The sequence below is a fragment of the Nonomuraea sp. K271 genome (genome assembly GCF_009908215.1).
GTDB lineage: Bacteria > Actinomycetota > Actinomycetes > Streptosporangiales > Streptosporangiaceae > Nonomuraea > Nonomuraea longispora.
Genome location: NZ_JAAAHR010000187.1, coordinates 1 through 18,397, shown reverse-complemented (window position 1 = coordinate 18,397; position 18,397 = coordinate 1). Strand labels below are relative to the sequence as shown.

General features: G+C 67.4%; 19 protein-coding genes and 1 pseudogene. 3 read left to right on the top strand and 17 right to left on the bottom strand.

All coding sequences use genetic code 11. The features are described from left to right. Positions 1-316: 316 nt before the first annotated feature. The gene (locus GUY59_RS40065) at positions 317-1,093 is read left to right on the top strand and encodes a phosphotransferase (protein WP_138206168.1); all 777 of its coding nucleotides are present in this window, start codon (positions 317-319) and stop codon (positions 1,091-1,093) included. Positions 1,094-1,469: 376 nt separating this feature from the next. On the opposite strand, the gene GUY59_RS40060 is transcribed toward GUY59_RS40065, so the two are convergent. From GUY59_RS40060 to GUY59_RS51050, 17 genes are all read right to left on the bottom strand, one after another. Beyond that, a complete protein-coding gene (locus GUY59_RS40060) occupies positions 1,470-2,150 on the bottom strand; it encodes a hypothetical protein (RefSeq protein WP_138206162.1) in 681 nt (226 codons plus the stop codon). Further along, a complete protein-coding gene (locus tag GUY59_RS40055; protein ID WP_138206160.1) occupies positions 2,147-2,641 on the bottom strand; it encodes an SRPBCC family protein in 495 nt (164 codons plus the stop codon). The genes GUY59_RS40060 and GUY59_RS40055 overlap by 4 nt, the downstream gene beginning before the upstream one ends. A gap of 733 nt (positions 2,642-3,374) precedes the next feature. Further along, positions 3,375-3,773 carry a nuclear transport factor 2 family protein gene (locus GUY59_RS40050; protein ID WP_236667964.1) on the bottom strand — a complete coding sequence of 133 codons (399 nt, stop codon included), beginning with the start codon at positions 3,771-3,773 and terminating at the stop codon, positions 3,375-3,377. A 244-nt stretch (positions 3,774-4,017) separates the two neighbouring features. After that, complete coding sequence (locus GUY59_RS40045) at positions 4,018-4,596, bottom strand: hypothetical protein (RefSeq protein ID WP_138206158.1); 579 nt, start codon at positions 4,594-4,596, stop codon at positions 4,018-4,020. Continuing rightward, on the bottom strand, positions 4,596-4,889 hold the full coding sequence (locus tag GUY59_RS40040; protein ID WP_138206156.1) for an FG-GAP repeat domain-containing protein: 294 nt from the start codon (positions 4,887-4,889) through the stop codon (positions 4,596-4,598). Before GUY59_RS40040 ends, GUY59_RS40045 begins: the two co-directional genes overlap by 1 nt. 48 nt (positions 4,890-4,937) lie before the next feature. After that, positions 4,938-5,828: a hypothetical protein gene (locus GUY59_RS40035; protein ID WP_138206154.1), complete on the bottom strand. Its 891-nt coding sequence runs from the start codon at positions 5,826-5,828 to the stop codon at positions 4,938-4,940. Between the two features lie 392 nt (positions 5,829-6,220). After that, positions 6,221-6,751 (bottom strand): hypothetical protein, encoded by a 531-nt coding sequence (locus tag GUY59_RS40030; protein ID WP_138206152.1) that lies wholly within the window; start codon positions 6,749-6,751, stop codon positions 6,221-6,223. A 496-nt stretch (positions 6,752-7,247) separates the two neighbouring features. Further along, complete coding sequence (locus GUY59_RS40025) at positions 7,248-7,682, bottom strand: DUF6294 family protein (RefSeq protein ID WP_138206150.1); 435 nt, start codon at positions 7,680-7,682, stop codon at positions 7,248-7,250. A gap of 1,079 nt (positions 7,683-8,761) precedes the next feature. Then, a complete protein-coding gene (locus tag GUY59_RS40020) occupies positions 8,762-9,355 on the bottom strand; it encodes an LGFP repeat-containing protein (RefSeq protein ID WP_161714952.1) in 594 nt (197 codons plus the stop codon). 400 nt (positions 9,356-9,755) lie between these two features. Then, positions 9,756-10,169, bottom strand: coding sequence for a hypothetical protein (locus GUY59_RS40015; RefSeq protein WP_138206146.1), 414 nt, complete (start codon positions 10,167-10,169; stop codon positions 9,756-9,758). Between the two features lie 164 nt (positions 10,170-10,333). Next, positions 10,334-10,846, bottom strand: a complete 513-nt coding sequence (locus GUY59_RS40010) for a hypothetical protein (protein ID WP_138206144.1) — start codon at positions 10,844-10,846, stop codon at positions 10,334-10,336. A gap of 38 nt (positions 10,847-10,884) precedes the next feature. Beyond that, a complete protein-coding gene (locus GUY59_RS40005; RefSeq protein WP_161714951.1) occupies positions 10,885-11,547 on the bottom strand; it encodes a hemerythrin domain-containing protein in 663 nt (220 codons plus the stop codon). A 383-nt stretch (positions 11,548-11,930) separates the two neighbouring features. Next, on the bottom strand, positions 11,931-12,446 hold the full coding sequence (locus GUY59_RS40000; protein ID WP_138206140.1) for a hypothetical protein: 516 nt from the start codon (positions 12,444-12,446) through the stop codon (positions 11,931-11,933). A 66-nt stretch (positions 12,447-12,512) separates the two neighbouring features. Beyond that, complete coding sequence (locus GUY59_RS39995; protein WP_138206138.1) at positions 12,513-13,160, bottom strand: response regulator; 648 nt, start codon at positions 13,158-13,160, stop codon at positions 12,513-12,515. After that, positions 13,157-15,376, bottom strand: coding sequence for a sensor histidine kinase (locus GUY59_RS39990; RefSeq protein WP_138206136.1), 2,220 nt, complete (start codon positions 15,374-15,376; stop codon positions 13,157-13,159). The genes GUY59_RS39995 and GUY59_RS39990 overlap by 4 nt, the downstream gene beginning before the upstream one ends. Continuing rightward, positions 15,373-15,663, bottom strand: a complete 291-nt coding sequence (locus GUY59_RS39985; protein ID WP_138206134.1) for a hypothetical protein — start codon at positions 15,661-15,663, stop codon at positions 15,373-15,375. Before GUY59_RS39985 ends, GUY59_RS39990 begins: the two co-directional genes overlap by 4 nt. Before the next feature lie 54 nt (positions 15,664-15,717). Next, positions 15,718-16,296, bottom strand: coding sequence for a recombinase family protein (locus tag GUY59_RS51050; protein WP_138206132.1), 579 nt, complete (start codon positions 16,294-16,296; stop codon positions 15,718-15,720). A 264-nt stretch (positions 16,297-16,560) separates the two neighbouring features. On the opposite strand from GUY59_RS51050, the pseudogene GUY59_RS39975 reads away from it, so the two are divergent. Together GUY59_RS39975 and GUY59_RS39970 are read left to right on the top strand one after the other, a co-directional pair. After that, positions 16,561-17,235: pseudogene (locus tag GUY59_RS39975) on the top strand (IS30 family transposase); the annotation flags it as partial. Between the two features lie 307 nt (positions 17,236-17,542). Next, the gene (locus GUY59_RS39970; protein ID WP_201761902.1) at positions 17,543-18,238 is read left to right on the top strand and encodes a transposase; all 696 of its coding nucleotides are present in this window, start codon (positions 17,543-17,545) and stop codon (positions 18,236-18,238) included. Positions 18,239-18,397: the final 159 nt, after the last annotated feature.

The window sequence follows — 18,397 nt, the reverse complement described above, 5'->3', positions numbered from 1 at the left end:
ACGGCGTCGCGGTCAGCACCGCACGGGTGCGGTCCAGATCCCGGCGCAGCGCCCCGTGCACGATGCCCATCATCCGCGTGTCCGCCTGCGCCGCAGTGGATCCCATCTCGTCCTCCCGTCGACGGCCCACACGAAAGGTAGAACGTCACGGCTTTCATTACAAGGCCGTTCTGCCGGAATGACAACTGATTTCCCACCAGCGGATCGAGTCGTGACAGCGCTGGATCTCCCCGACGGCGCCGGGATCGCCCTGCGCGCCAGGCAAGGCAGGAAAACCAGGTGCGGTGACCGGCAGCCGGGGCGTAGAAACGGCGTCATGGACGAGCAGCCCCTGGCGGGTGGCAGGCATGTCGGCGGAGTACGCATCGGCGAGACCGTCCACCGGCCCGCCAACCCGTGGACGCGTAGCGTCCACACCGTGCTGGCGCATCTGGAAGAGGTCGGGTTCGAGGGGGCGCCGCGGGTGCTCGGCTTCGACGAGCAGGGACGCGAGGTGCTGACCTACCTGCACGGCGACACGATCGGGGAGCAGCATCCCTGGCCCGCGTGGCCGTGGACGGACAGCGCGCTCAAGCAGGTCGGGGCCTGGCTGAGGCGGTTGCACGACGCGACGGCGTCGTTCGTGCCCGAGCCTGACGCGGTCTGGTTCGTCGCGCGGCCGTGGCAGCCGGGGCTGGTCATCGCGCACAATGACGCCTCTCCGTACAACGCGGTATGGCAGGGTGACGATTTGGTCGGGTTCGTCGACTGGGATACCGCCGGGCCGTTCACGCGGGAGCGCGATCTGGCCTACAGCGCGTTGACCTGGGTTCCGCTGCACGCCCGGCACGTCGTCACCGCGCAGGGATTCACGGCGTTCGAGGATCGGTCCCGGCGGCTGCACCTGCTGCTCGACGCCTACGGCTATGAGGGGGACCGATCGGCGTTCGGTCCCGAGGTGGTCGACCGGGCGCGGAAGAACGTCGAGGTCATCCGGCGGCTCGCCGAGGGTGGTGAGCCGGCATACCAGGCACTGCTGCCGATCGCCGCGAACCTCGAACAGGCCGTGGTCGAGATCGAAGCACTACCGGACTCCTTCTGGGTACGCGACTAGAGGAGCCGCCAACGGGCGAGCGTCTGGTCAGTGGGTACGGCGCCGCAGTGCCAGCTCCTCGGTGACCTTGGTGATGGCTTCTAGGCCGGGTTTGACGTAGCGCATGGCGGTGCGGGGGTGCTTGTGGCGGGTCTTGCCCGTGATGAGCTGCAGCGGTACTTCGGCTTCGCCGAGGTGGGGGCGGCGCTGTGGCGCAGCTGGTGCAGGTCGAGGCCGGCGTAGGTGTCGAGATCCTTCGCCTCTTCGGCCCGCAGGGCAAACGCGCCCACACCCAAGCCAAACCACCCACGCCGACATCCGCCCCTCATCCCAGCACCTGACCTGGAGCTCTGGCGAGCAGTCGGCTCGACCTCGAGCGTGGTCCCGGTTGTGCCGCTCACTGCGCGGGCAGTGGTCCGAGGGGCAGTGGTCGTCGAATCAGCAGCAGGACGCCGATGAGCAGGCAGGGGAGGTAATGGAAGGCTGGCAACGTATTGCCGGTGCTGAGGAGATGCAGGAGTGTTGCGACGCTGATCGCGATGGTGGTCCAGCCGGCCCAAGTGGGAATCAGCCTGATCATCAGCAGGGAGCCGCCCAGCGCGGCGAGGCCCACGCATCCAAGCACGGTGTAGATCTGAAACAGCCCCGCAGCCCATTGGCTCCACGGGTCGTAGTAGGGCGGCACGGCGCCGGTCGAGACCGTCTCACGCGCCGCGCTCATTGTCACGGTGGACCTGAAGGCTGAGTAGACCAACCACAGCAGCGCAGCCAGCAGCAACGTGGTCAGGGCGATCCGGGACAGCATCCGCTCATCAACCCTCTCCAGCATGGTCACCAGGATTGTCATCCCGAGAACCAGCAGTACAACGGCGGTGCTCATGAACAGGTTGGCCCACCGCCAGCTGCCCGGGTTGCCGGCCACAGCCTGCAGATGTTCTCGGACCGGCAGCGTGAAGATCTTGCTGTTGCCTTTGGCGCCGACCAGCGGCAGCGTGGCGCCCACCGTGAAGGTGACGAACGACAGTACCAGGAACGCGCCGGCGATCCGTTGTTGGTCGGCCCTGTGGAGCGGGGTCATGGCGTTACTTTGTCGGTAGCGTCCGGGCCGGTGCTGGTTCGTGACGCGGCTAGGCCAAGGCGGATGAGGTCGGCCTGGAGGGAGTAGGTGCGGTCGCGGTGTTCTGGAAGCAGGAGGGCGACCGTCAGCTCGAAGACTTTCCAGATGCGCGGTACTTCGAACGTTTGCTGAGCCCGGGTCGCGGCTCCGGACGGTTCGAGCTGGAAGCTCCAGTGTGTGCAGTGGGATCGGCTGATCGTCTCGAACTGGTATTGGTGTGGTCTGTCGGCCCTCAGGATCCGGCAAGCTCGCGACCAGGAGATCCAGCGGACTTGGCTCCAGCCGATGTACCTGGCTCCGGCGGTCGGCTCCGTGGCGCCGTCCAGCCAGTGGCTGGTTCGGCATTCGCTGCTCCATTCGCCGACCCGGGTCGGGTCGGTCAGTACTGTCCAGATCGCCTTCGCCGACGCCGGCAGCAGTTCTTCGATCGTTGTCTCACGCCGCATCTTCATCGGTGCTCCTCCGCCGCGTTGATTGGCAGGGGCGGCACGGAGGCCGCCGGTGTACCTGCCCAAAGCGCCTCGAACTTCCGCGCGTAAGGTCCTCCCAGGAAGTGGAGGAGGAAACGCGGCACGGCAAGGAGCACCGTCAGCATTCGCGCTCTGCCGTCCCACGGAGCGCGGTCATAGTACTTTTGCTCGACGACGCAAGGCGGCGCAGTTGTGGCTGATGCGGCGGCGGGCGGAGTAGCCATGGTTGGTCCGGCAGCCGCCAGTGCGGCGATTCCTAAAGCGATGACCTTCATGATCTTCTTTCCTTGGTGTCGATACCTGGTGTTCTTGGTCGGTTCTTGGTCGGTTCGGCCGTCTGCGCATCCCGTCGTCAGCGGAGGACCAGCTGCGCCGCAAGGAGATCTGGGTCGTCCGCGCCGCGCCCTACGTCGAGGTGACGGGATGACCGCCTATACACGGCTCTGAAGGGCTTTGGCCAGCCGCAGCGCGATCTCCTGGCGGCCATCCGGGCTGGCGGTTTCGCGCCTTGATCCTGCAACAGTCCCCGCCACGGCAGGGGAACCACAGCTCGCCGTGCAGTTCGGCGTAGGTGGCGCCGTCGACCAATCTGCTCACCGGATCCCCGATCTCGGCCACGGACTCCTGCTAGGCCTTGGGCAGCCGGGTAGTACGGATCGGCTCGTCCTGCCACTGGGCAGACATTCCCCGGCCCCTGTCGGTCGCCGACGACCGCTCAAGCCACCTCCTCAGGAGCGAAGTAGTCGCGCAGCAGGGCGACCTTCCCGTCGCGGAGACGGAAGATCTGAACCAGCGACATGCTGCTCGCCCCCGCAGGGCTCTCAAAGGCGGTGTCGATCTCGACGATGAACACGTTGGAATCGGTCGTGGTGTGCAGTACGTAGCGGGTCTTGTCCACGTTCACGGTGCGGTCGTCATTCGCCGAGCGCTCGTAGTACGCGGCCATGGCCTGGCGGATCTCCTCGTGCCCCTCCATACGCCGCGGGAAGGAGCGACCGGCCGAGACGAGCGGTGTCTCCAGGACACCGTCCGCGGTGAACATCTCGGCCAGCGCGGTGGCGTCCCGGCTCATCCCTGCCCAGACGTACCGCTGGTAGATCTCTTGGTTGGTCAAGGGCACAGCTGGCTCCTAGGCTAGTTCGAGGGCGCAGGAGGGTACCTCCCTGCGCCGTGTGGACGCCATTCGGTGATTGGGTTGATCAGCCAGAGGGCAAGCAGTGCGATCCATCCCCAGCCGACCGCAATCATGATCTCCGGGATCAGGCCGTTGTTATCGGTGCCCGGAGTTAGTGCGATGAATATCGGACCCAGCCCCGGTAGGTCCGCCCGGCTGGCGATCTGGACGGCCTGCCCTGTGGTCAGCAATCTGTTCGGAGGTTCGTTTCGGTGCCGCGGTGCAGCCGGAAGCGTGACGGTTCGGCGGGCTGCTTGTTGCTGCTCCACGATCCGTCGGGGTTGGTGACGTGTAGGGTGGCGGTGATGCTGATCTCGTCTCCGCCGGCCCAGGTGGCCTCGAGGTGACCCAGGTGGGTGCCCGGGGCCCGGGTGTCGGGGTAAGGGTAGCTGTCCAGGGTGAAGCGGCCGGCGTTGCGGTCCGCCGCCTCGCCCGAGAGCCGGTAGTCGATGGAGCGCCCCGCGACGCACACCGTGGCTTCACCCTCGATGTCGTCGGAGCATCGGGAACACGTCGTCGCACGTAGATGCATGACCACCGGCCGCGTGTCGTCTCGCCCGAATGACACCTCACCGTGCCAGTAGCCGGGTAGCGTGGGTCGGCCGGTCGGCGAGAGGGCCCACGGACTGAACAGCGCCTGACTCAGATACGGCAGGGTGAGGGCGACGATGACCAGGACGCCGAAGGTTACCAAGCCGACCTTTTTCGACGTCCGGCGCCTCGGGGTGGCTTCGCGGCCGGTACAGCGGGGAATCTCGCGCATCAGGGTCCCTGACAGGAGAGGCGATACCCACACCACCCGTGACCGATCTGCACGCGCTGCTGGCTGCTGTAGCCGCGCTTGCTCTCGCCGGGATAGAGCCACAACAGACCGGTATTGGCGGCGTAGGCCACGATGTCCTGGTGGCCGTCGCCGTCCCAGTCGGCCGCCCCTACTGTTCTGATCTCCTCGCGGGCGCTCACCTGGGCGGGCGTCGATAATGGCAGGGCGGTGATCGCCGCGAGGAGGGCGACCGCTGCGCAAGAGCGCGCCGACAGACGGCGGATGGATTTCATGAAGGGGGTTTGCCTTTCTGTTCTTGTTGTCTCTGAGCGGGCCTGGTGTCATCGCCACATGTCCCAGATGGCGGCGTAGATGCCGTTCTCACTGTTGACCTGGGACGGGTAGAAGCCCTTGGCCTTCAGTTCGTTGAACCGTTTCTGGTAACCGGCGGCCGACATCCCGCTGTAGGAGTGCCAGCTGGTGGGGGCGAGGCTGTTGTCCTTGAACCACACGGCGGTGTAGGTGCCCCATGGGCTCACCGCGATGCTGGTGAGGCGGAAGCCCGAATCGACTCGCCTTTTGAACTCGGCGTTGTACTGGGTGGGGGTCATGTCGGTGGTGAGCTTCCAGATTCTGCCCTTGGGGTTGGGGTTGACCGACCAGACGGCGACGTAGCGGGGGTCGGCCGCCGTTCCGTACACATCGATCGAGGTCGGCCACATGCCCTGGGCGCGCGCACGAATGTTGCGGACGCTGAGCTGGTTCGGCCTGAGCCCGTGCCTGGCCTCGAAGATGCCGCGCGCCTTGACGAAAAGCGCCGCGAAGGTTGCACCAGCCCCACTGCCGGTCGCCGTGACGAACTTCGGCTGATAGCCATGCGCCGTGTAATGGCCGAAACGCCGCTGGTACTCCTTATCCGTCATGTCCTGGTGTAATGCCTGGTACGGGCCGGCAGGGATCACCCACGGACTGTCAGCCTGGCCCTTCACCCACACGGCGGCGTAGCGGGGGCCGGTGGAGACGGAGAGGGTCCCGAGCGTGAAGCCCTGGGCTCTGAGGGTGGTGGAGCGCTCCGCATGCTGGGCGGAGGTGATGTCGTGGTAGGCGACGTACGCTGGCTTCGCCTGTGCGCCGGCAGCCCGTGCGGGGACCGCCTGCGCGTCGGCCACCATCGGGGTGCCGGCCGCGATCAGTACGACCAGGACGGCTGCGGTCTTGTTGAGGATGTGCATGATTCTCCTTGCAGAGGGTCGTTCTCAGGCAGTCCGTTGCCGTCCGGCCGTGGGTGCGCGTCACAGCTCGGCTTCATGCCGAACGGTGCGGGGAGAGGTAGATGGTCTTCCAGGCGGGGTTGCCGGCGGTGCACTGGATGGACGGCTCGACGGTCCGGCGTTCGGCGCACACCTTCAGCTCGGCCTGGTACACCCGGTGGTTGGTGAAGGAGAACTTCTTCGGTGTGCATGGGCGCAGGTACGTGCGTGGTGCCGCTTCCAGGTCACCTTGTTGCCAGCAGGGTCGACCGTGGCGATGTTGAACACCGGCCATCCGCAGGTGGACGACGCGAGGAGCCGGTGTCGTTCCCGCCGTTAAGTTCATCGCCGCTGGTCCCCCGATTCGGCTGGGCTCAATTGACGGCGGCGAGGATCTGATCGAAGGCGGGGGTGAGCTTGGCGGCGGTGGCCTTGTCGGCGTTGACCAGGTGGACGCTCACCACTCGGTCGTCGCTGCCGATGACACCCTCCACGACGGAACCGTCTCGGTCGCACACCACAGCGCCCTCGGGTGAGGCGGAGCTGCGAATTTCGCCGCCGTATTCGGTGCATGTGCCGCTGAAGTCTTTCCGGACGGCGGCGGCATCCGCCCCGGTGACGACGTCTGCCCTCAAGGCAAGAGGATCCGAGCCTCGCTGAGGGGCGTCCGTGGCGGTGTAGAGGCAGACCGTCGCTTTGATCGATTCGGCGCTCTCCAGGGGGTGGTCTTCCTTCTTCTCCCTCAGCTCCCAGTTCAGTGCGGTTGCTTTGGTGAGTGCCTGCGCTGTGAGCGGGCAGTCGTCCGACGACCGGCCCTGACCCCCACCAGCTTCATTGGACGCGGGCTGTGATCCACACCCGACCAGGCATAACCCGGCGATGGCGACCACCAGAGCTCTGCTCATGGAAAGACGCACTGTTACGACACCATCCTTTTCCCGTTGCGGAAATGCCGTGCGCTCTTCGTATGAAGTGGCTCTGCCGCAGTGAGCCAAGCGCTCTGATTTCCTTGTTATTGCTGGCAGCGCCCGAAGGTGACGACGTAGCAGGGCTCCGGCATAGTAGAAGGATATGCCGGAGTGTCCGTTTCCCCCCGACACTGGACCGGAGTTTCAACGCAGGTCGTCCCGGCCCTCAGCCTCAATCACAAGCCTGATAAATCGGACAATCTCTACTTTGCTGGAGCCCTGGGACCGGGGGTAGGGCTGAAAGGTCCCAGGCGCACGCACAGACAACACACGCGACCCCCGATGATCGTCGGTTGGCTTTAGCCAGGCGATCAAGAACAGGGCCGCGTTCGTGTGCCATCATCTCCGGCCGCCGTGCTCGCCCACCATCTGGAGCACGTCACCGACTCCGAGTCGCTGACCGATGGGCGGCCTACCGCGAACGAGGCCGTCCTCAGCAGTGCTTCTTCAGAGACATGCGCTTGATGAGCGGGTACAGGTCGCGGTCGAACCGGGCTGAAGCGAACCACCGATAGGTCTGCTCGTCGTTGGCCAGGCCCTTGACGAACTTGCCCCGGTCGGCGGTCTGGTACTCGGAGTTGGTCAACTGGCCGAGGACCGCGTTGTTCTCGTCCTTGAGGTACGCCCACATCAGCCAGGCGTCGTTGTCGGCGCTGCTTCTGACCGTGCCGTCGAACTTCGCCGTGCCGTTCGGGTAGAGAGTCCAACGCGCACCCTGGAACATCGTGCAGTCGCCAGCGTTCTGCGTCTTCCAGGTGAAGGACTTGTAGGCCAGTGAGTGGGCCGACGCGGCGCTCGGGAATGCCAGCCCGGCGGCCAGGGCAGCCATGGCCGAGACGACACCCACCATCTTGTGAAGCTTGCTCACGGGGTATTCCTTCCATTTCGTAGTGCGAACTTTTCCCGGACCGACGCCCGGATAGCCCCTTTTCGGGGACGCTAGATACTTTTGATAGTGAACGTGCGCTCTTACAGGACACTTTCATGCTGGTATGTTTCGACGCAGGTCGTCCCGGCCCTCAGCCTCAATCACAAGCCTGGCGAATGGGACAAATCACTACTTTGCCGGGGCACTTGACGACGTAGGTCCCCGCCTGGCCCGCACTTGCGTCGGCCGGATCAGCTGACCCTGCCTGGACCGCGACAGATTCCACACGGTGCGCAGTTCGAGACAACTATGATTTGGTGAGCAACCGCACGGGTAGCGACCATTTACCGCATTCGGCACCTTCCTGGAAGAGCCCGGATCTGTCGCAGCCTCGGACGAGAAGTAATGCCAGTCGCCGCCGCATGGTGGTCCGTCGCCGGGTTCGCAATTCGGGCTGTCTGGTCCTGGATTATCTGTCTTGAACCCGCCGTTCCATGGGTCGGTGCGCTGCACCCTGCGCGTCTCGATTCCTCTATCGTTGAACTGGTAGCGGAGCTCGAAGTAGTCCCAGTCTCGTCCGGTCGGCCCTCACCAGAAGAAGGCCTCGCCGCCGGATTCGTACGTCCGGACCATCATCTTCGGCCCCAGCACCGGGTCCCAGCCGACCTGGCCGTTATGGAAGTTCTGCCTGCGGGCCTTGCCGGTGATGAAGCCATACTCGGCGCTTATCGGGCAGCCGTAAATGCCGTTCTGCCCGCCGGAGGCCCGCCACTGGTCGCGATCAGCCCGTAGGGCTTCAACTTGGGGTTACACGCGGTGGCCGTTGTGGCGGTTGTGGCGCTGCCGGCATGGGCGGGAATCCCTGCCAGCAGGGCCGCGGAAAGCGCGAGGGTAGCCGTCACCGAAAAGTAGATCCGGCGGTCCAAGATTGCACTCCCTGTTCCTGAAGTCTCCGCAGCCTGTGCGGTGCTTTCCTGACGTGGTGATCGATGTGGTCGCTTGCTGAGAACCTGAGCCTCGACTGCAGCGCAGCTCGGCTTCGACGCGGCCCGGGTTTCCGAGTCGATGCCAGGTGACGTTCACAACCGCCCTGGCAGCGACCATCCGCCGCACTCAGACCCGAGCTGGAAAACTCCACTGTTGTCGCAGCCCCGGACTGAGAAATAGTGGAGAGGCCCGTTGCTTCCCAAGGCCTCTGGTCCTGGGCCTGCCACCGGCCGACTGAACCCGCCGTTCCATGGGTCGTGGCGCTGCACCTTGTATTTCTTGACCTCTTCGTTGTTGAATGAGTAGCGGACTTCGAAGTAGTCCCAGTCTCGTCCGGTCGGCCCCCACTGAAACCTGGCCTGGCCGCGGGATGCATACGTCCGGATCAGCATTTTCGGTCCCAGGGCGGGAATCCACGCGATCTGGCCGTTACGGAAGTCCTGTCGGCGTGACTTATTGGTGGTGAAGCCGTACTCGGCGCGTGTCGGGCAGCCGAAAACGCTGTCCTCCCCGCCGGAGGCCCGCCACTGGTCGCCGATCAGCCCGTAGGGCTTGAGCTTGGGGTTGCACGCGGCGGAACTCGTGGTGGCGGTTGTGGCGCTGTCGGCGTGGGCGGGAATCCCTGCCAGCAGGGCCGAGGAAAGTGCGAGAGTGACCGTCATCGAAAAGTAGATTCGTCGGTCCATGATTGCACTCCCTATTCTTGAGGTCCGCAGCCTGCTCGGAATTTTCATGCCTTAATGGTGGATGCGGTTGCTTGCGAGATACTTGACATCTCTTTTGCGACGCGGTCCGGCTCGTGCGATGCCTGTTCTTCTCGGGTCAGCCACATCTTTTACATTGCTTCCGTTGGAGTGATCCGTCGTTAACGCAGGGCGGGGCGGAGAGAGCCGCGTTCGACGACAGGCTCTTCGGTTTTGTTCTCCTTGAAGTACGCCACGAGCGCGGGAGCTGACCGTGCTGGATGCGGTGCCGTGTAGGAGACGAAGGCCTGGCCCTTCAGCGCCGCCCTGCGAGGGAGACGTCGAACCGCCTCAAGGCGCGTTGGCTGGAGGTCATCGTGGTGAGCGTTGGGGAAAGGCGGTGTCAGCAGGTGTCGTAGTACCGCTGCGCGACGATCATCGAGCGGACATTGTTGCGGCCGCGTTCTGCCGACCTGGACACGTTGGAGGTCGCGGTCACCGTGAAGTACACCTTGGAGAACTTGCTGGGCGACCAGTTGGTCTGGGCCGGCGCGAACGACACCTCCACGATCGTGGAGCCGTTGCTGCCGACGACGGCGTTGGGCGGCGAGTAAACCTTCCGGTAGCCGTTACGGGTCAGCGCCGACGTCGCGAACTCGCGAGCGTCCTGGTAGCACATGGTCTTGGCGAACCAGCCGGCGTGCCAGATCAGCGGGGCCTGCGCCGATGCGCTCGTGGCGGGCACCAACGCGGTGCACGTGAGGGCGAGCGCCGCCAGGAGGAGCATAGGACGAGGCGCGAGCGAGAGTTTCCGCACGATGGTCGTTCCTTTCGGTCGGAAGCCGGATCGGAGATCGGCGTCGGGAATGATGCTCGGTCGTGAGGGCCGGGCGTATCCGCCGGCGCCGCCGGTTGGTGGTCGCGTCATTCGGAACGGTCCTTTCTGGTGGAAGGTGGAGCTCCCCGGCGAATGCAGGGTGCTCAGTGCGGGGAGAGGTAGATGGTCTTCCAGGCGGGGTTGCCTGCGGTGCACTGGATGGACGGCTGGCTGGCCCGGCGTTCGGCGCACACCTTGAGCTCGACCTGGTAGACCCGGTGGTAGGTGAAGGAGAACGTTCTCGGCTTGCCGTAGGCGCAGGTGCGTTCGTGGTGCCGTTTCCAGGTCACCTTGTTTCCGGCGGTGTTGACCACGGCGATGCCGAAGACCGCCCACCCGCAGTTGGAGGAGGTGCGGGTCAGATCGTGGACCTTGCCGGATACCTTCAGGGTGCCGGCGGCGGGGATGACGTCGTGGTCCTCGTTGGTGGCCGTCACCGTGCCGGACGCCTTGGCCCGCTTACCGGGGGAGTGGTGTGGCCCCCAGGTCTGTGGTGCGCCGCCGCCGGGCCGGGCGACGGCAGTGCCGGTGTCAGCCGCCGCGGCGGCGGCGGGTGTGGCCGATGGCAACAGGATCGCCGCCGTTGCCAATCCGATACAGGTACGCCAGGAGATCATCGAGTTGCTCCTTCTGCGGTGTGTTCGGCGGTTCCGAGTTAGGCGCGGTCGGGGCGGCGGCGGGGCGGCGTTCCGTACAGGCGGGTGTGGCGGCGGCGGTAGGCGGGCCACCATCGCAGGCGAAACAGCAGCCGGATCGGGGCGGGGAAGTCGGTGAGCGCCTGGCGGACCGCCTCTGGTGAGCCGGCGGCGCAGGCCCAGCCGAACAGCAGTGGCACCCGCTTGCCGTTGTAGCCGCGGATGACGTCCATGCCGTGGGCCTGCCACTCGGCGGCGGTGATGTGTGCGCGGATGAGGGGGACGGCGTCGCGTTCCTCGTCGTCCAGGTGGCGTCCCAGCGCCGTGTGCAGGCGGTGCAGCGCTTCGGCACGTCGCGCTGGCGACTGGGAACGGTCGCCGGCCAGGGCCAGGTCCGGGTCGATCTGTTCGTGCTGGCGCTCCAGGGCGGCCAGCACCGCTGCGGAGGCGGGTGCGCGGGCGAGCAGCAGCGGCCACACCCAGGTGTCCTCATCGGTGTGGTGGTGATGCAGGTAGGACAGGACGAACTCGACCTGGTCCTCGATCAACGCGGCGTGCCGGTCATCGCGCGGAGCCGTAAGCGTCTGGGCTAGGCGTGCGAACTCGACCCGGAAGCCCGCGTGGGCGAGCAGGAACGCCGACAGGTCGGGCTCGGCAAGGGCACGTGTCCTGGGTGGAGCCATGGATGATCTCCTTTGCATGCTGTCCTGGCTGGGTGACGATGTGTGTCACTCGATCCCGCATGTCGGCACCCAAGGTGAGCGATGGCCTGTGGTCACGGCTCCTGGGTGATCGCCTCGATGTCGTGCGCCCGAGATCCTGGCGAAGAACGACAGGATCAGAAGGACGAGGGCGAGGACGGGGATCACGAGCCGCCGTTGATCCCGTGCACGATGATGCCGACGATCTCGGGGAAGGGGAGCTCCTCGCTCTCCATGACGGCCTTGTCGGACACGTTGCCGTCCGAGACCCCACCTGCCGAGCCCCGTGATGGTCAGGGTGATCACTATCGCCTGGATCATGACCTTGGCCGCGATGACGTACGAGACGGTCTTGTTGACGGCTCTCATGAGGCAGGTCCCTTCAACGAGCGTGATCGGATCGTTTCGGCGAGCAGCCCGGCGCCGAGCGGGACGGCGCCGAGGAGATAGGGAGCGCCGGGGTCAGCGGTGAGCGTGCCGAGCAGCGCGGCCACCGCGGCGACCACGCCGGCCGCCGCCGGGATCAGCCCGGCCCGCCCGGCCGCGTACGCCAACCCCGCAACGCCGGCGGCGGCGCCGCAGACCAGGGCGAGCAGCGTGACGGCATGCGGCGCCAGGCCGCCGGCCGCCCTGAGCGTGGCCTCCACCGTCCCGGCCGACGCGACGACGCCCAGCAGCGCCATGGCGACGGCGGCCAGCGCGCGGGCACGGCCAACCGCCGGGCCGGCCATGTCCCGGTACACCAGCGCCGTCGCCGCCACGGCGAGCCAGGCGCCGGCGGCCCAGAGAAGGTCACAGGATGCCGAGCGAATCATGGACCCGGCGAGATAGATCGGCCCTGAGGCCATCAGGCCGAGTCCGCTGACCATCCGTGTCCACATGGCGGCCAGGATGGGTGGGCCCGCGTCCCGCCGTCACGGGACATCCGTCCCGGCCGGGCCGGGAAACTATCCGGCTTCGTGCGGGCCGCCGAGACCCGCCTCGCGGGCCCGGACGATCGCGGCCGATCGGTCGGCCACGTGCAGCTTGGTCAGGATGTTCGAGACGTGGTTGCGCACGGTCTTGGCGCTGACGTCGAGCCGGTGGGCGATCGCCGCGTTGCCCATCCCGCGGGCGACGAGCTCCAGCACCTGGTGCTCGCGCTCGGTGAGCTGGGGGAACGGGGACGCCGTCGCGACGCGGGCGAAGTGGGCGAGCATCTGCGTGGCCACGCCGGCGCCGAACACCGCCTCACCGCGGGCGACGGCGCGCACCGCGGCCACGATCTCCTCGCCGCCCGTGCCCTTGAGCGCGTACCCGTGGGCGCCCGCGCGCAGGGCCGCCAAGATGTTCTCGTCATCGTCGTACATCGTCAGGATCAGCGATCGGGTGGGCAGTCCGGCGGCGCCCATACGGGCGATTACCGTGAGCCCGTCGCCGTCGGGCATGTTGACATCGAGGACGGCGACGTCGGGCCGGTGCTCGGCGGCCAGGCTCAGCGCGGCGGCGCCGGTGGCGGCGACGCCCACCACGGTCATTTCGGGCTCGGCGTCCAGCACCGCCCGCAGGCCGGAGACGAAGAGGGGATGGTCGTCGGCGAGGATCAGCCGGATCATCGGGGCCCTTCCAGACTCGTCGGCAGAAAGGCGCGCACCTGGGTGCCGTCGCCGTGCGACGAGCGTACCGACCAGGTGCCGCCGACCTCGGCGGCGCGCTCCCGCATCGAGCGGAACCCGACACCTGGCGGCCGGTCAGGGTCGAGCCCGCGGCCGTCGTCGCGGACCGTCACCTCCACGCCGCCGTCCGCCGCCGCGATCGTGGCGTCGCAGCGGGTGGCGCCGCTGTGGCGGGCCGCGTTCGTGATCGCCTCGACGGCGATCCGGTACGCCGCCGTCTCCACGGATGCCGGCAGCGCCGGCATCCGCTCGGGGCCGGTGACCTCGATGGACATCTCACCCGCCAGGGCGGTCGCGCGGACCCGGATGGCGCCGATCACGCCCAGCTCGTCGAGTGCCGGCGGGCGCAGCGCCTCGACCAGGCGCCGCACGTCGGTCACCGACGCGGACGCCTCCGCCGAGATCTCCTCCAGCAAGGGCCGGGCCGCCGCGTCCGCCGATACGGCCTGGGCCGCGAGCCCGGCCTTGAGCCCGATGGCGGCCAGGGTCGGGCCCAGCCCATCGTGGAGGTCGCGGCGCAGCCGGCGGCGCTCGTCCTCCCGGGAGGCCACCACCTCGGCACGCGACCTGATCAGGTCGTCGTGCAGCCGTACCGCCTGCACAGCGGTGCCCACCTGCTGCGCCAGCGACGCGATCAGGCGCAGGTCGACGGGAGCGAGAGGGTCGTCGCTGTCGCGTGCCGAGACCCGCAGCCGGCCGACGAGCGTCCCGTAGTGGCGCAGCGGCTCGCTGTGCACCGGGCCCACGGCGACGCCGTGCTGGGCCGCCTCATGGCATTGGCCCGCGCCGTCCGCCAGGTCGATCGCCACGTATGGCACCCGCAGCGACCTGGCCACGGTCTCGACGATCGCGGGCAGCACGTCGGCGGGCAGCAGCACCGCCTGCAGCCGGGTGCCGAGCCTGGTGAGCGCGCTCGCGGGGTCGTGGCGGTCTCCATACATCACCCGATTGACCGTGCTCTGCGCGAGGTTGCGCAACGGCGCCAGCGCGAGGGCCGCACCCGCCGCGGTGAGCGCGGCGGCCACCGTCTGCGACAACCTCAGCCCGCCGGCCAGCAGCGCTACGACGGCCGCGTAACCGGCGACCAGGATCGCGACCACACCGGCGTACACCAGTGACCGGTTCGCCAGCCGCTCGATGTCGAACAACCGGTGACGGCGCAACGCCACCCCGAGCCCGGCCACGAACGGCAGCGCCGACAGCCCGAGCGCGCCCCACGGCAGAGGCCGGGCGCCCGCGACCAACTCCGGCAGATGCCAGCCCGCGAGCCCGAGCACGGTCGTGACGGCGGCGCCACCGAGCAGCCAGCGCATCCTGCCACGCATCACCGGGTCCGGGTTGCCGCGGTAGTTGACGAAACCACAGATCGTACTGGTGGCCAAAGTCAGCGCCACCACCGCGGTCTGGCCGGTGTGCAGCAGCCCGAGCCAGCCGAAAGCGTTGGGCGCGAGCAGCGCAGCCGCCCCGGCCCACAAGGTCATCGCGGTGAGCGGCGCGGCGTACGCGACGGCGATCGCCCTGCGGCCCCGGACCGAGCCGGGGTGGCGGGAGGTGAAGGCGATTGTGAAGGCCAGCAGGGCTCCCCAGGAGATCGAGTAGGCGCCGATCGCGTTGAGGTGGAACAGCCACAACGGGGGCCCGCCGGTGGCCAGAGCCAGGGCCGGGAGCCCGGCCGCGGCGGTGAACGTGCTGCCCAGCAGACCCGCCGACAGGACCAGCAACGGGCCTGTGGCGCGCTCGCCGGGGCGTCGCAGGTACAGCGCGGTGGCAAGCCCGGCGAGCGCCACGACGAAGACGAGGTTGCCCCATCCCTGCAGAGCCAGCGGATACGGGTCCGGGCGCCCCACCCGGACGGCCACCACGGCCGGCCGCTCGCGCACCACCTCATACCGGAGGGTCGTCCCTGGCGGCGGACGGTCCACGGCGCCCGGCCCGTCGGCGAGCGGGCGCCCGGCGACGCCGGTGACCAGGTCGCCGGTCCGCAGCCCGGACCTCCCGGCTGGGGCCGGGACGTCCACCACCACGCCGTCGGGCCGCCACCCCAGCCGCACCACGCTGCGGTCCGATGGCGCGTCCAGGCAGACGGCGGTCGCCACCGCGCCTAGGACGACGAGGACGATCGCGCCGTGCAGCTCGACTCGGAACGGGCGCCTCAACGCCGATCAGTCCGGTGGGCCTCGTCACCGATCTCGTTGAGCTTCGCCTGCGGCTCGTTCAGCAACTCGAATCGTCCTGCCCGCCATCCTGCCAGGTAGCGGTTTTGATCAGCCGGGACCAGCATGGTGATCTCACCCTGCTCGCCGAACTCCTCCCAGGTGGCGTAGCCCGGGTGAGCGGCGCTGGACCATGAGCCGGGGGACACGTGCTCCCGGATCTCCTGGCTGGGATAACTCCAGTTGACCGCGACGCTACTGCCGAGGTCCAGTTCCTCCATCGTGCTCATGTCTGGACTCCTCTGTCGAGGCGGAGGTTGGTGGTTCAGCGCCTGGCTGGGCCCTTACGCGGACTCGGCGTCGAGATTCCGGTAAATGGTGGCGCGGCCGACGCCGAGCCGGTCCGCGATCTGCTGGACGGTGTACTTACGCTTTCCGTCTTGGCCCTTCATCTCATACAGCGCTCGGGCCATCTCGATTCCATCGGCGTCCAGCGCCCGCGGCCGGCCACCGACACGGCCGCGAGCTCGCGCAGAGGCCAACCCTTCGAGCGTGCCCTCGACGATGAGCTCACGCAGGAACTCATCGAACGCGCCGAACATGTGAAACTGCAGCCGCCCAGTCGGGGTGGAGGTATCGATGCCCTGCTTGAGCACCAGCAGGTGGACCTCGCGCCCGCGCAAGTCGGCCGCCAGGTCCAGCAAGTGCCTCAGAGAACGGGCCGCTCGGGACAAGCGCGTGATGACGAAAGTGTCACCCGGCCGCAGGCAGTCCAGGGCCTTGTCCAACTCGGGCCGCCGGTCGAGCTTGCCGGACGCCTTGTCGATGAAGACACGGTCACATCCAGCAGCTGCCAGCGCGTCGCGCTGACTGTCGGGATTCTGGTCGCGAGTGCTGACCCTCCCATAGCCGATCTTGCTCACCCGAGAAGTGTGTCATAAACGGTGACCTTAGTCCGTAGTGAGACGTTGTTTTTCGGGCACGGATTTTGAGAATGATCGACCTGGCGCGCCGCGGATGTCAGTTTCCGAAGTCGTCCGCACGGATGTCCGGAGTGCCCTGCACACAGCGGTGAGCGTCGCTGCATCGTCAATTGGATGACGGTGGGTTGTCGATGGCTTCGGGGACGTATCCGCAGAGCTGTGGGTCGCATCCGGCTTTGTGGTCACGCCCCCAAAGGTATGTGTCGCGCTCGGTGGAACGAGTGCGGTGAACCAGCCGTAGTTGCTCTTTTCGAGGCAGGGTCGAAGGCAACGCGGTGAAGGTCTCTGGAAGTACGGCTACGCACCGGCCGTCCGCTGCGCACGCGCCGTCGTCGACCCGACCAGCGTCAGCCGCGGTTCATCGCCCCTGCGCTGCTCATCGACCACCGGCCCGCCGTCGTCGAACTCCGCCATCGAGTCGGGGACTGGGACGGAGACCTGATCACAGGGCGGCTGAACCAGTCCGCGATCGCCACTCTCGTCGACCGCAAGAGCCGCTACCTGCGCCTGGTCTCACTGCCGGCTCGTCACGACGCGCAAGCCGTTCGCGATGGTCTGATCGCCGTCCTCGACGGCCTGCCGCCGACCGTGCGGCTGACGCTGACCTGGGATCAGGGAGCGGAGATGGCCTGTCACGATCAGATCGCCCCCTACCTGAGTGAAGGCGTCTTCTTCGCCCATCCGGGCAGCCCATGGCAGCGCGGCAGCAACGAGAACACCAACGGGCTGCTCCGCCAGTACTTTCCCAAGCGCACCGATCTGTCCGCTCACACCGAAGCAGACCTCCGCGCCATCGAGGAACGCCTCAACAGCCGCCCCCGGAAAACGCTCGACTGGCGCACGCCCGCTGACGTGTTCCGTGAAGGTCTGGCACTATGACTGTCCGTCACCGTTGCGATGATCACTCGAATCCGCCCTAGAACCCGAGCGTCGTCAGGGGGTCAGGATTCGGCCGTCGTTGACAGGGCCCGCCCAAGCGGGCCCTTCGCTCTGTCAGGGACCTCCGCTATGTTCTTGGGTGCAAGTCATCTCGGCCGATTCGTCGGTCACGCCCGCCACGGCGGGCAGGTAGTGGCAGCCTCTCAGAGGGCGTTACGCGAGGCGAAGTCCATGATGTCACAGTGTGATCGGATGGATTTGTAGCGTTACCGCCCGTCGGCGGGCTGCCCTGTGCTGGGATAGCCGGGTGAACGAGCGCAAGCCGTACCCGAGCGACTTATCCGACGAACAATGGGCGCTGATCGAGTCGGTGATCACCGCGTGGAAGGCGGCCCACCGCTCCGTCAGCGGCCACCAGGGCAAGTACGCGATGCGTGCGATCGTGAACGCGATCTTCTACCAGGGCCGGACCGGCGTCCAGTGGGACTATCTGCCCCATGACCTGCCGCCGAGCGGCGCGGTCTACTACTACTTCGCCAAGTGGCGTGACGACGGCACCGCCCAGAAGATCCATGACCTGCTGCGCTGGCACGTCCGGGAGCGCAAAAGGCGATTAGCCGACCCGAGCCTGGTGGTGCTGGACACCCAGAGCGTCCGCGCGGCGGCCGGGGTCCCCGCCACGACGACGGGCCGGGACGCGGCCAAGAAGGTGCCCGGCCGGAAAAGGGGCCTGGCTGTGGACGTGTTTGGCCTGGTCATCGCGGTGGTGGTGCTGGCCGCCTCGGCACACGACAACGTCGCGGGGGATGGCCCTGCTGGACCGGGTTGCCGCGCAGACCTCCGGCACGGCGACCAAGGCCCTGGTCGACCAGGGCTTCAAGAACACCGTCATCGACCATGGCGCCAACCTCGGGATCGACGTGGAGATCGTCCAGCGCAACCGACCATGGGTTCGTCCGCCAGCGGGGACGCTGGATCGTCGAGCAGACCAACGGCACCTTAATGCTCCACCGGCGGCTGGTCCGCGAGTATGAGCATCTGCCGGCCAGCTCCGAATCACGGGTGCACTGGGCGATGACCGACGTGATGTCCCGCCGGCTGACCCGCGCCCCGGCCCCGTCGTGGCAGTCGACATGACCAGGCCCGACCGGCCGGATCCCGA

Excerpts from the sequence above, each read along its gene's own strand:
- GUY59_RS40055 (WP_138206160.1), bottom strand. The coding sequence starts at position 2,641 with ATGAAGATGCGGCGTGAGACAACGATCGAAGAACTGCTGCCGGCGTCG.
- GUY59_RS40030 (WP_138206152.1), bottom strand. The coding sequence starts at position 6,751 with ATGAGCAGAGCTCTGGTGGTCGCCATCGCCGGGTTATGCCTGGTCGGG.
- GUY59_RS40045 (WP_138206158.1), bottom strand. The coding sequence starts at position 4,596 with ATGCGCGAGATTCCCCGCTGTACCGGCCGCGAAGCCACCCCGAGGCGC.
- GUY59_RS40040 (WP_138206156.1), bottom strand. The coding sequence starts at position 4,889 with ATGAAATCCATCCGCCGTCTGTCGGCGCGCTCTTGCGCAGCGGTCGCC.
- GUY59_RS40020 (WP_161714952.1), bottom strand. The coding sequence starts at position 9,355 with ATGGACCGACGAATCTACTTTTCGATGACGGTCACTCTCGCACTTTCC.
- GUY59_RS39985 (WP_138206134.1), bottom strand. The coding sequence starts at position 15,663 with ATGAGCACGATGGAGGAACTGGACCTCGGCAGTAGCGTCGCGGTCAAC.
- GUY59_RS40010 (WP_138206144.1), bottom strand. The coding sequence starts at position 10,846 with ATGATCTCCTGGCGTACCTGTATCGGATTGGCAACGGCGGCGATCCTG.
- GUY59_RS39995 (WP_138206138.1), bottom strand. The coding sequence starts at position 13,160 with ATGATCCGGCTGATCCTCGCCGACGACCATCCCCTCTTCGTCTCCGGC.
- GUY59_RS40000 (WP_138206140.1), bottom strand. The coding sequence starts at position 12,446 with ATGTGGACACGGATGGTCAGCGGACTCGGCCTGATGGCCTCAGGGCCG.
- GUY59_RS40065 (WP_138206168.1), top strand. The coding sequence starts at position 317 with ATGGACGAGCAGCCCCTGGCGGGTGGCAGGCATGTCGGCGGAGTACGC.
- GUY59_RS40005 (WP_161714951.1), bottom strand. The coding sequence starts at position 11,547 with ATGGCTCCACCCAGGACACGTGCCCTTGCCGAGCCCGACCTGTCGGCG.
- GUY59_RS40035 (WP_138206154.1), bottom strand. The coding sequence starts at position 5,828 with ATGCACATCCTCAACAAGACCGCAGCCGTCCTGGTCGTACTGATCGCG.
- GUY59_RS40060 (WP_138206162.1), bottom strand. The coding sequence starts at position 2,150 with ATGACCCCGCTCCACAGGGCCGACCAACAACGGATCGCCGGCGCGTTC.